Genomic DNA, 10,632 nt, shown 5'->3' on the forward strand with positions numbered 1-10,632 from the left:
GGATCCGGGCTCGTGCAGCATGCTCAGCGGCTTCCGCGTCCGTCGTCGCGAGGCGGAGCGGATGGGGTCTGGCCGCGCCGTACTCATCGGCGACGCGGCACACGAGATCAGCCCGATCGGCGGGCAGGGCATGAACCTCGGCTGGCTCGACGCCGCCGAGCTCGCGCCCCTGCTGGCCGAGGCCGTCCGCGACGGGGCCGCAGGCCCGTGGCCCGGCTTCGCCCGGCGCCGCACCGCCGTCGCCCGGCGCGCGGCGCGGCAGGCGGAGGCGAACATGGCCCTCGGACGCCCGCTCGGCGTCGTCGCGCACCGCGGCCGCGAGGCGTTCCTCCGCGCCGCTCTCGCTCTGCCGACAGCCGACGTGCTCGCCCGCATCTACGCGATGCGCTGGTCCTGAGCGCTCAGGCCACCAGCCGGGCGCCCGCCAGCCCGAGCTCGATGACGAGCACCAGTGAGGCCGCGATCACCAGCCGGAACAGCGTGCGTGTCGGCGGCCCCGTGAGCACCAGGCGGATGCCCGCTCCCGCGAGCCCGAGCACCGCGAGCGTGCCGGCGACCGCCAGCAGCATTCCCGCGCCCTGCACCGCTTCGCCGGCGAGCAGCTGGCCGCCGAGCACGAGCAGCGCCGCGACCACCAGCGAGCCGAAGGCGACCACGCCCGAGAGCCGGAGCCCCAGACGGTGCGGAAAGCCGCGCACACCGGTCGCCTCGTCGTCGACCAGGTCGGGGAGGACGTTGGTGCAGTGGATCGCGACGCCGAAGACGGCTCCTGTCGCGATCGCCCAGCCGGCCGGGAGCCTGCCGTCGCCGGCCGAGACGGCGACCACCGGCAACAGAGCGAACGCCACCACGAACGGAGCGACCGACCAGACCGTGCGCTTCAGCCCCGCGTCGTACGCCCAGCCCGCGCCGACGAGCACGACGTGCGCTACCGCCGCCACCGGGCCGAGCGACAGCGAGAGGAGAACCGCCGCGAGTCCGGAGCCGATGGCCGCCGTGCGCACCGCGCCGACGCTGATCCGCCCCTGAGCGACCGGTTTGTCGGTGCGGCCGACCGCGCGGTCGCGGTCCGCGTCGATCCAGTCGTTCGCCAGCCCGATCGAGAGCTGCCCGACCAGCACGGCGAGCGCCACCAGCACGACGAGACCGAGCGGATGCCCGGACGCTGCGGCGATCACGGTCGCCAGCACCGTGACCGTGACGGTCGGCCCGGGGTGCGAGGAGGCCAGCAGGAGTCGCACCCGGGACATCATCCCGCCAGCCTACGGTCGCCGCGGGCGTCAGCCTCGTCGTGAGCGCCGGGCCGCACGGTCCGCGGCGTTCGGACATCGTGCGGCGCCCGCCTCCGCCTGCGCCGGGGAATGGCCCGACACGGGGCAGGGTTGCACCACCCGGCATCCCGACTCAGGAAGAAGGCCTCGTGGACCTCGTGCACTGGCTGTTCGACGCGCAGATCGTCCTCGGCGATCAGACCGTGCTCTGGCGGGAGGTCATCGGCAACGTGTTCGGGCTGCTCAGCGCGCTCGGCGGGATGCGGAGGAAGGTCTGGGCCTGGCCGGTCGGCCTGATCGGCAACGTGCTGCTGTTCACCGTCTTCATGGGCGCCCTCTTCGGCACCCCGAACCCCGTCACCCTGCTCGGCCAGGCCGGTCGGCAGGTGATGTTCATCCTCGTCAGCGTCTACGGCTGGTACCGCTGGACGCACCGCCCCGCCGACTCCGCGACCCTGATCGAGCCGCGCTGGGCCTCCTGGCGCACGCGCGGCCTTCTGGTGCTGGGCATGGTCGGCGGCACCGCGGCACTGACGCCCGTGTTCCGCGCCCTCGGCTCCTACGAGCCGGTGTGGGGCGACGCCTGGATCTTCGTCGGCTCGGTCCTCGCCACGTACGGCATGGCCAAGGGCTGGGTCGAGTTCTGGCTGATCTGGGTCGCGGTCGACCTGGTCGGCGTGCCCCTGCTGTTCTCGGCCGGCTACTACGCGTCCGGCCTGATGTATGTGTTCTACGGCGCCTTCACCCTGGTCGGCTTCGTCGTCTGGATGCGGCAGGGGACGCGTCCGTCCGCCGCCCCGGTCACGGTCGGCTGAGCTCGAGCGGCCCGGGAAGAGCCCGTGCGGGCTGGTGCTCACCCATCGGCTCCGACCTCCCGGCGAGCTCCCGCGTCGGCCGACGCGTCCGCCGCGCACGACCGGCTCCGGCACGACGACCACCGAGTCCTCGGGTGTCGACCCGGCGGAGGCCGACGGCGTCGTCGACCCCGCCCCGCCCTGCGCCATACCGCTGCACCTCTGAGGCCCCGCCCGGCCGGAGCAGCGGCACGCAACGCTCTCTCCCAGCCTCCGAGCATCCGTCGGTATGCAGGCCCCCGCGTCGAGGGACGTAAAGTGTGCTCACACGCGCCCGAGGACGGGCGAGGCCCTGCACAGGCGCAGGGCCCGCGACGAGGCGCTGATCACAGGAAGCCGCACAGTGCCGATGCCGGAAGACAAGCCCGCAGGCCGGGCGCCGAGCATCTACGACGTCGCTCGCGCTGCCGGAGTCTCGCATCAGACGGTCTCGCGCGTGCTCAACGACCATCCGAGCCTCCGGGCCGAGACCAAGCGGCGCGTCCTCGCCGTCATGGCCGAGCTCGACTACCGCCCCAACCTCGCCGCTCGGGCCCTGGTCACCAGCCGGACCCGCACCATCGGCGTTCTCTCCTCGCAGAGCCTCCAGTACGGCCCTGCGTCCAGCATCCAGGCGATCGAGGTCGCCGCGCGCGACGCCGGCTACCTCGTCGTCACGGCGAACGTCGACGGCACCGACGGCACCTCCATCCAGGCCGGGATCCGCCACCTGCTCAATCAGGCGGTCGAGGGTCTCGTGGTCGTCGCGCCGCAGATCCGCGTGTTCGACATCCTCTCGGGAGTCGCGCTGCGCATCCCGCACGTCACCCTGCAGACCAGCGAGGACGACCGCGACGACGCCCTCTACGTCGACCAGATAGCGGGCGCACGGATGGCGACCGGCCACCTGATCGACCTCGGCCACACCGAGATCGTGCACCTCGCCGGTCCCCAGGACTGGATCGAGGCGGAGGCGCGGATGCGCGGCTACCTCGCCGAGCTCGATCATCGCTCGATGCCGCTGCGCCCGCCGCTCCTGGGCGACTGGAGCGCCGAGCGGGGACACCACGTCGGAGTCGAGCTCTCGCGCTTCATCGACTTCACCGCGGTCTTCTCGGCCAACGACCAGATGGCCCTGGGGCTGATGAGCGCCTTCCACGAGCGCGGCGTCCGCGTGCCGGAGGACGTCAGCGTGATCGGGTTCGACGACATCCCGGAGGCGGCGTACTACTGGCCACCGCTGACGAGCATCCGTCAGGACTTCGCCGAGATCGGCCGCCGCTGCGTGGCCGCGCTCCTCAGCATGATCGACGGCGGACCTCCAGAGGTGACCGCGCCGATCTCGCCGCAGTTGATCGTCCGCGGATCCACGACCGTCCCCCGCTCCGCCGTCGCGCGCGCGGCTCGCGCATGACCGGCGTCCGCGGCGCCCGCTGTGCCGTTATCGAGTCGAGACATCCCCGTTGACATTGAGGGCGTCCGCGGGTCTAGCATGACGAAATGTGATCGCTCACATAGCGCGATCGCACCGCCTCCCCGAGGCTGCCCTGCATCCACTGCATTCAATGACGAAGGAACCACAGTGACCACAATGAAGCGCGCTCTCATCGCCGGCATCGCCGGCGGAGCGATGATCCTCTCCCTCGCCGCCTGCTCCTCCGGAAGCGGCGGATCGGGCTCGGGATCCGGCGACGGCGGCCTCGTCGGCGTCGCGATGCCGACCAAGTCGTCCGAGCGCTGGATCGCCGACGGCAACAACGTCAAGTCGCAGCTCGAGGAGGCCGGCTACCAGGTCGACCTCCAGTACGCCGAGGACGACATCCCCACCCAGGTCTCGCAGCTCGAGAACATGATCACCAAGGGCGCCAAGGCCCTGATCGTCGCCTCGATCGACGGCACCACCCTCACGAGCGTGCTCGAGGAGGCCAAGGCCAATGACATCCCCGTCATCGCCTACGACCGCCTCATCCGCGACTCCGAGAACGTGGACTACTACGCCACCTTCGACAACTACAAGGTCGGCGTCCAGCAGGCTACGTCGCTCCTCGCGGGCCTCGGCCTGACCGATCTCGAAGGCGCCGCGGCCGCCAGCGCACCCGCCGGCCCCTTCAACGTCGAGCTGTTCGCCGGAAGCCCCGACGACAACAACGCCACATTCTTCTTCAACGGCGCGATGGACACCCTCAAGCCCTTCATCGACGCGAAGACGCTCGTCGTGAAGTCGGGCGAGACCGACTTCAACACGGTCGCCACGCTCCGCTGGGACGGCGAAGTCGCCCAGAGCCGCATGGAGGACATCCTCACCAAGACGTACTCCGACGGCTCCAAGGTTCAGGGCGTCCTCTCGCCCTACGACGGCCTCAGCCGCGGCATCATCTCGGCGCTGACCGATGCCGGCTACACCGTCGGCTCCGACTTCCCGATCATCACCGGTCAGGACGCCGAGCTCGACTCCGTCAAGGCCATCATCGGCGGCGAGCAGTACGCCACCATCTACAAGGACACCCGCGAGCTCGCCGCCGAGGCCGTGAAGATGGCCCAGGCCGTCCTCGAGGGCACCGAGCCCGAGGTCAACGACACCGAGACGTACGACAACGGCAAGAAGGTCGTCCCGGCGTTCCTGCTCGACCCGGTCATCGTCACCAAGGACCAGATCCAGTCGGTCCTCGTCGACGGCGGCTACTACACCGACGCCGAAGTCAACGGCTGATCCGAACGCGGCCCTCAGCGGGGCGATCTGCGGCGTTGTCGTCGGTCGCGATACTCCGGTATCGCTCCCTTCTCCGCCTTGCAGCTCACCCCGCTGAGAACCGCGGAGACGTTCCCGGGGACGGGGACGGTCTGAACTCGCGTCACCTGCGGTGACGGGCACACTTGCGCCGGGCCTCCGAGAGGGGGCCCGGCTCTACGAAGGAAGGGAGGCGGCGTGACCTCGAACATCCTCGAGATGCGCGGCATCACCAAGACGTTCCCGGGTGTGAAAGCGCTCCAGGACGTCACCCTCAACGCTCAGCGCGGCGAAGTCCACGCGATCTGCGGGGAGAACGGCGCCGGCAAGTCGACGCTGATGAAGGTCCTCTCGGGCGTCTATCCCCACGGCACGTACGAGGGCGACATCGTCTTCGAGGGCGAGGTGATGCAGTTCGGCAATATCCGCGACTCGGAGGCGAAGGGCATCGTCATCATCCACCAGGAGCTGGCCCTCAGCCCTTACCTCTCCATCGCGGAGAACATCTTCCTCGGCAACGAGGTGCGCGGTTTCGGCGGTCTGATCGACTGGAACAAGACCAACCAGGAGGCGGCAGCACTGCTCGCCCGGGTCGGCCTGCGCGAGAATCCGACCACCAAGATCCTCGACATCGGAGTCGGCAAGCAGCAACTCGTCGAGATCGCGAAGGCCCTGTCGAAGCGGGTCAAGCTGCTGATCCTCGACGAGCCGACAGCGGCGCTGAACGACGAGGACTCCGACCACCTGCTCGACCTGATCCTGCACCTCAAGGAGCAGGGCATCACGTCGATCATCATCAGCCACAAGCTGAACGAGATCAAGAAGATCGCCGACACCGTCACGGTCATCCGCGATGGCAAGACCATCGAGACGATCGCGCACGACGATGTCACCGAGGACCGCATCATCAAGGACATGGTGGGCCGCGACCTCGACCACCGCTATCCGGATCACACGCCGCACATCGGCGAGGAGATCCTCCGCGTCGTCGACTGGACGGCCCACCACCCGCAGGACCCCACCCGGGTCATGGTCGACAAGGTCAACCTGTCGGTGCACCGGGGCGAGATCGTCGGCATCGCCGGGCTCATGGGCGCCGGTCGCACCGAGTTCGCGATGAGCCTCTTCGGCCGCTCGTACGGCAGCCGCATCTCGGGCCAGGTCTTCAAGGCCGGCAAGGAGATCAAGATCCGCAACGTGTCGGAGGCGATCGCCCACGGTCTCGCCTACGCCACCGAGGACCGCAAGCACTACGGCCTCAATCTGATCGACGACATCAAACGGAACATCTCGCTCGCCTCCCTCGACAAGGTGGCGCGCGGTGGACTGGTCGACGACAACCGCGAGTTCGAGGTCGCCAACGAGTACCGCGGCAGCATGAACATCAAGTCGCCGACCGTGCTCGCCAAGACCGGCAAGCTCTCCGGCGGCAACCAGCAGAAGGTCGTCCTGTCGAAGTGGATCTACTCCGACCCGGACGTCCTCATCCTCGACGAGCCCACCCGCGGCATCGACGTGGGAGCGAAGTACGAGATTTACACCATCATCAACCGGCTCGCGGCGCAGGGTAAGGGGATCATCGTCATCTCCTCCGAGCTGCCGGAGCTGCTCGGCATCTGCGACCGCGTCTATGCGCTGTCGGAGGGCCGGATCACGGGCGAGCTGCCCATCGCCGAGGCGACCCCCGAGGCGGTCCTCACCCTCATGACCCAGGAGAAGCAACGATGACCGATCTGCAGAACGAACCGTCCACCGCGGCGGGTGCGCAGGTGAAGCCCACCGAGAACGCGTTCACGAAGCGCCTCAGCCACGTGCTGGGCGACCTCGGCAAGAACGGCATCTTCATCGCCCTGATCGTGGTGGTGGTGCTGTTCGAGATCATGACCGGCGGGATCCTGCTCCGCCCGCAGAACATCTCGAACCTGATCGTCCAGAACGGCTACATCCTCATCCTCGCCATCGGCATGGTGATGGTCATCGTGGCCGGGCACATCGACCTCTCGGTCGGCTCGGTCGCCGCGTTCGTCGGAGCGATCTCGGGAGTGTTCGCGGTCAACATGGGTCTCCCGTGGTGGCTGTCGATCATCCTCTCCCTCCTGATCGGTGCAGCGGTGGGGGCCTGGCAGGGCTTCTGGATCGCTTACGTCGGCATACCCGCGTTCATCGTGACCCTGGCCGGCATGCTGATCTTCCGCGGCCTTGCGCTCGTGGTCCTCGGCAACGCGAACATCGGCTCCTTCCCCACCGAGTACCGCGCCCTGGGCAACGGATTCCTCACCGACCTGTTCGGCGAGACCGATCTCGACCCGCTGTCGCTCGGAGTCGGCGTGCTCGCCATCATCGCGTTCACCGTGCAGTCCGTCCGCACCCGCCGGGGTCGCCAGAAGTACGCGCAGACCGTCGAGCCGGGTGCTTGGTTCGTGACCAAGCTCGTCCTCGTCGCCGTCGTGATCGGCGCCTTCGCCTTCGCGCTGGCCACCTTCAAGGGCATCCCGGTCACCCTGATCGTGCTGGCCGTGCTGGTGCTGATCTACGGAGTGGTGATGAACCGCTCGGTGTTCGGCCGTCACGTCTATGCGATCGGCGGCAACCTGCACGCCGCGGAGCTCTCGGGCATCAAGACCCGCAACGTCACCTTCTGGCTGTTCGTCAACATGGGCGTCCTCGCCGCGCTGGCGGGCCTCGTCTTCACCGCTCGCCTCAACCTCGCCGGACCGAAGGCGGGTGACGGCTTCGAGCTCGAGGCCATCTCTGCCGCCTTCATCGGCGGCGCGGCGGTGCAGGGCGGTGTCGGCACCATCGGCGGCGCGATCATCGGCGGTCTCATCATCGGCGTCCTGAACAACGGCATGTCGATCATGGGCATCGGCATCGAGTGGCAGCAGGCGGTCAAGGGCCTCGTCCTCCTGCTCGCGGTCGCCTTCGACGTCTACAACAAGCGCCGCTCGGGCGGACGCTAGGCCCTGCGGTCGTGCCCGACTGGTCGCGGTTCCTGCCGCTGAGCACCGGACCCTCCGTCGACGAGTCGGGCGTCAGCAACGACTGGCGCCCCCTCGTCGCCGAGAGGCTCGACCGCCTCGCCGTCCTGGCCGCCTCACCCTCCTTCGCGGAGGAGGAGGCGGTCAGCGCCGTCTCCCGGGACACCCTGCTCGGGGAGCTCGTCGTGCGGCTCTCGAGCAGCGGCGGCCAACGCCTGGCCACCCGCGTGGGTGCTCGCGAGGCCTCCGCCCCTCCCCCGCCGGCCCGGATCCCGTCGGCCCTGGCGGCTCTCGCCTCCGCTCGACGCGCGGGCGAGGGTCCCCGCTCGGTCGCCGAGCTCGTCGAGGTGGTGCGCGTCGAGCTCGCCCTCTCCCCCGCACCACTCGCCCTCTCCTCCCGCATCACCGGAGGCGTCGCGCTCGACCGCCTGCAGCGCGCGCCGCTCGCCATCCGCGCCGCTGTCCGCGGCCGCACGCTCGCTCCCACCGATTCGGACTGGGAGCTGGGCTCCGGTCCCGCCCTGCGCGTGCCGTCCGACGCGATCCTCCGCTTCCTTCTCGGTCTCGGCCCCTTCCCGGCCGACCCGGAGCGCTGATCGGCCGGCCGAGCTCCCGTCCGTAGCATCGTGGGATGACGCGCTCACTGCCGAGAAGCACCCCGTCCGCCCGCTCCTTCGATGCCGAGGCGTCCTCGCCTTCCTCGACGCGGTCGAGGGCGCTCCCGGTGTCGAGCTGCACGGTCTGATGGTGGTGCAGGGCGGCGACGTCGTCGCCGAGGCTGGTGGGCGCCGTACACCGCCGAGCGCCTGCACCTCTTCTACTCGCTGAGCAAGAGCTTCGCCTCGACCGCCGTGGGCCTCGCGGTCGCCGAGGGGTTGGTCGACCTGGACGCCACCGTCCTCTCCTTCTTCCCCGAGCTCGACGCCGAGGTGACGGATGCGCGCTCCCGCGCCGTCCGCGTCCGGGACGTCCTCGCGATGGCCAGCGGCCACTCCGCCGAGACCATCGACCGCGCCGAGGCTCTGGACGCCGTCGACCTCGTCCGCGGCTTCCTCCTCCTCCCGCCGGAGCAGGAGCCGGGCAGCGTCTTCGCCTACAACCAGCCCTGCACCTTCGCGGCCGCCGCGATCGTGCAGCGCGTGAGCGGACAGTCGCTGACCGATTACCTCCGCCCGCGCCTGCTCGATCCGCTCGGCATCGGCGAGGTCGCCTGGCAGCGCGACGCCTCCGACCGGGAACTCGGCTACAGCGGCCTGCACGCCACCACCGAGGCGGCCGCCGCGCTGGGGCAGCTCTACGCGCAGGAGGGCCGCTGGGGCGACCGGCAGCTTCTGTCATCGGAGTGGGTGCGCGAGGCCTCGCGCGCGCACGTGTCGACCGCCGCCGAGGGCGACTCCGACTGGCAGGCGGGCTACGGCTTCCAGTTCTGGCGCTCCCAGCACGGGTACCGCGCCGACGGCGCCTACGGGCAGTTCAGCCTGATCGTGCCGGAGCGGCAGCTGGTCGTGGCCCTGACCGGCCAGACCACCGACACGAAGGCGCTCCTGGCACTGGTGTGGGAGCACCTGCTGCCCGCGGTGGGTCGGGGATCGTCGGCGACCGCGGACGCGCGGCTCACCGAACGGCTCTTCGGGCTCGCCCTGCCCGCGCTCGACGGAGCCCGCCCGGCCGCTGGGACCTACACGCCGGCCGACGCCGGGTCGCAACTCGCGGCCGCCGAGGTGTCGGCGGACGCCGACGGCTGGACGCTCTCCCTCCTCGACGGCGGCGACACCCTGGTGGTGACGCCGGGCTCGGGATCGTGGACGACGGCGGGAGCGCTGGCGGCGAGCGGCGGCACGGCGGAGGACGGCACGGTGCGGGTGGACCTGGTGTTCCTCGAGACGCCGCACCGACTGCACGTGACCCTCTCGCCCGAGAACGGCAGCTTCACGACCCGGTGGGAGACGGCTCCGCTGCACGGCGGGCCGCTCGCAGAGCTGCGCGCGCCGCGGTGATCGGAGGCGTGCCGCACGCCGCGGGCGAGCCCGAGAGGCACGACGTGGATCTCCACTGACACGAACCCCCGGACTCGATCGCCGCTCCTCGCGTTCGCGGCCGGCGGAGGGATGCGAGCTGCCGGGAGGCGACATAGGGTGCAGGGATGGATGGATCCTCCCTGGCGACCAGCCTCCTCGTGGCCGTGGTCGGCGCCGCGTACGTCGCCTTTGCGATCCTCGCCCTGACCCGGATCGTCGGATCGACCCTCGATCCCCTCCGGACGCTCGCCTGGGTTGTCGCCGTCGTGGTCGCTCCGTTCCTCGGGTCCCTCGCCTGGTTCACTCTCGGCCGCCCGCGGCCGGTGGTGTCCGCCGCTCGGCTCCGCCGCTGATCCGCGAGACGCCGACGACGATCGGCGCCTCGTCGCCGGAACGGAGCGGCTCCCACCGCGGTCATGGACCTCTCCTCCCTCCCCGACAGCACGGGGCTCCGCCTCCGCCTGACCAACGCGGCGACCACGTGACAGTCGATCTCCGAGGTGCAGATCTGGGGCACCGCTCCCCCGAACAACGTCCGCCGGGTGAAGGGCGCCGCCGACTCGGCGTCGTTCAGCCAGTCGAAGTGGGCGACGTTCCCCGCCTCGAACGCCTGCGACGGGACCGTCACCACTCCGCGGTCGACGTGGACCTTCTCGACACCGATCGACGTGGCGATCACCTCGCGTACGGCTCGACCTCGCGCGCCGGTGTCGCCGCGGGGTCGAACGCGTCGCCCGCGCTCACGACGCGCCTGACGAGCATGCCCGGCCGCCGGAGGAGGGGCGGGCTGCTCCGCCTCCCGCG

The 10,632-nt window shown here is 70.4% G+C and carries 10 protein-coding genes; 9 read left to right on the forward strand and 1 reads right to left on the reverse strand.

What is annotated here, in order from left to right:
• On the forward strand, nt 1–397 hold a 397-nt coding region (locus ACH61_RS11600), incomplete at its 5' end, for an FAD-dependent oxidoreductase (protein WP_201787605.1).
• Between the two features lie 4 nt (nt 398–401).
• Here the strand turns inward: ACH61_RS11600 and ACH61_RS11605 are convergent.
• Nucleotides 402–1,253, reverse strand: coding sequence for a UbiA family prenyltransferase (locus tag ACH61_RS11605; RefSeq protein WP_068212226.1), 852 nt, complete (start codon nt 1,251–1,253; stop codon nt 402–404).
• Between the two features lie 167 nt (nt 1,254–1,420).
• Here ACH61_RS11605 and pnuC point away from each other — a divergent pair, with 167 nt between their 5' ends.
• The 8 genes from pnuC to ACH61_RS11645 all read left to right on the forward strand — a co-directional run bounded on the left by pnuC (nt 1,421) and on the right by ACH61_RS11645 (nt 10,181).
• Nucleotides 1,421–2,086, forward strand: coding sequence for a nicotinamide riboside transporter PnuC (pnuC, locus tag ACH61_RS11610; protein ID WP_068212227.1), 666 nt, complete (start codon nt 1,421–1,423; stop codon nt 2,084–2,086).
• A gap of 388 nt (nt 2,087–2,474) precedes the next feature.
• The gene (locus ACH61_RS11615) at nt 2,475–3,518 is read left to right on the forward strand and encodes a LacI family DNA-binding transcriptional regulator (protein ID WP_068212228.1); all 1,044 of its coding nucleotides are present in this window, start codon (nt 2,475–2,477) and stop codon (nt 3,516–3,518) included.
• 177 nt (nt 3,519–3,695) lie between these two features.
• Entirely contained in the window at nt 3,696–4,814 is a 1,119-nt protein-coding gene (gene chvE / locus ACH61_RS11620; protein ID WP_068212230.1) for a multiple monosaccharide ABC transporter substrate-binding protein, read from the forward strand.
• 216 nt (nt 4,815–5,030) lie between these two features.
• Nucleotides 5,031–6,560 carry a multiple monosaccharide ABC transporter ATP-binding protein gene (gene mmsA, locus ACH61_RS11625; RefSeq protein ID WP_068212232.1) on the forward strand — a complete coding sequence of 510 codons (1,530 nt, stop codon included), beginning with the start codon at nt 5,031–5,033 and terminating at the stop codon, nt 6,558–6,560.
• Nucleotides 6,557–7,792, forward strand: coding sequence for a multiple monosaccharide ABC transporter permease (mmsB, locus tag ACH61_RS11630; protein WP_068212234.1), 1,236 nt, complete (start codon nt 6,557–6,559; stop codon nt 7,790–7,792). The genes mmsA and mmsB overlap by 4 nt, the downstream gene beginning before the upstream one ends.
• 11 nt (nt 7,793–7,803) lie before the next feature.
• Nucleotides 7,804–8,406 (forward strand): hypothetical protein, encoded by a 603-nt coding sequence (locus tag ACH61_RS11635; protein ID WP_068212236.1) that lies wholly within the window; start codon nt 7,804–7,806, stop codon nt 8,404–8,406.
• Between the two features lie 228 nt (nt 8,407–8,634).
• The gene (locus ACH61_RS11640) at nt 8,635–9,807 is read left to right on the forward strand and encodes a serine hydrolase domain-containing protein (RefSeq protein ID WP_236713656.1); all 1,173 of its coding nucleotides are present in this window, start codon (nt 8,635–8,637) and stop codon (nt 9,805–9,807) included.
• 146 nt (nt 9,808–9,953) lie between these two features.
• The gene (locus tag ACH61_RS11645) at nt 9,954–10,181 is read left to right on the forward strand and encodes a PLDc N-terminal domain-containing protein (protein WP_068212238.1); all 228 of its coding nucleotides are present in this window, start codon (nt 9,954–9,956) and stop codon (nt 10,179–10,181) included.
• Nucleotides 10,182–10,632 lie beyond the last annotated feature (451 nt).

Source organism: Rathayibacter tanaceti, from assembly GCF_001634385.1.
Taxonomy (GTDB): Bacteria; Actinomycetota; Actinomycetes; order Actinomycetales; family Microbacteriaceae; genus Rathayibacter; species Rathayibacter tanaceti.